Origin of the sequence: Kitasatospora sp. NPDC059571 (genome assembly GCF_042735675.1) — a bacterium.
Classification (GTDB): Bacteria; Actinomycetota; Actinomycetes; order Streptomycetales; family Streptomycetaceae; genus Kitasatospora.
In genome coordinates this window covers 1-873 of the sequence record NZ_JBHWBW010000229.1, presented here as the reverse complement: position 1 = coordinate 873, position 873 = coordinate 1, and the positions used below count along the sequence as shown (strand labels likewise).

The following is an 873-nucleotide window of genomic DNA, read 5'->3' as shown; positions in this document are numbered from 1 at the left end:
GGCCCCCCCCCCCGCGGGCAGCCACCCCGCCCGGGAGCGCCCGCCCGCCGCCCCGGCCCCCCCGGCGCCGCGCGCCGGCGCCCCCCCGGCGCGGCCGGTGGAGCAGGCGGCTCAGCCGCAGCACGGCTCCGACCACGACCAGGGGCGTCCGGTGTCCGACGGCGGGCGGCCCGCGCCGCCGCTCGGTCCGGTCCGCGGCGGGGAGGTCTCCGGCGCCCCCGCGCACGCGACCGATCACGGTGGTCCGGCCCTCGGCCCCGTCCGCGGCGCCGACGGCCCCGGCGTGCCCGCACACACCCCTGACCACGGCGGCCCCTCGTACGGGCCGGTCCGCGGCGACACCCCGGCGCCCGCTGCCGAACGGACCCACCACGGGTCGGACACCGACCGGCCCGGCACCGACCGGCCCGGCTCGGACGTCCCGCCGCAGCGGCACGAGAGCAGGCCGCACGCCGGAACGCCGCCGCACGCGGCTTCGGCGCCGCACGTGCCGACCGGCGACGCCGCACGTCCCGCGCACTCGGACGGCCCGCACCGCGCCACTGTCCGGACCGCCTCCACCGCGGTCGCCGACGCTCCGCCGACCCACACCCCCGGCGCGCCGGCGCCCGACACCGCCGGCGCGCAGCCGTCCGCCCCGAGCACGGCCAACGGCCCGGGCGTCCCCGGCCACGGCATACCCCCGACCGGCTCCGCACCGACCGGCTCCACCCCGGGCAGCGGCGCCGCGCGCCCGCCCCGCGCCGACCGCCCGGCCACGGGCACCCCGTCCGACGGCCGTGCCGACGGCGGCCGCCCGACCGTTCCCGGACAGGCCACCCCGGGGCCCCACCGGGCGGAGCGCCCCGTCCGCCTCGGAGCGCAGCCGGCCGC

At 84.5% G+C, this 873-nt stretch carries 1 pseudogene; it reads left to right on the top strand.

The features are described from left to right. Positions 1 to 97 precede the first annotated feature (97 nt). Positions 98 to 873, top strand: a pseudogene (locus ACFV0G_RS23430) (hypothetical protein); the annotation flags it as partial.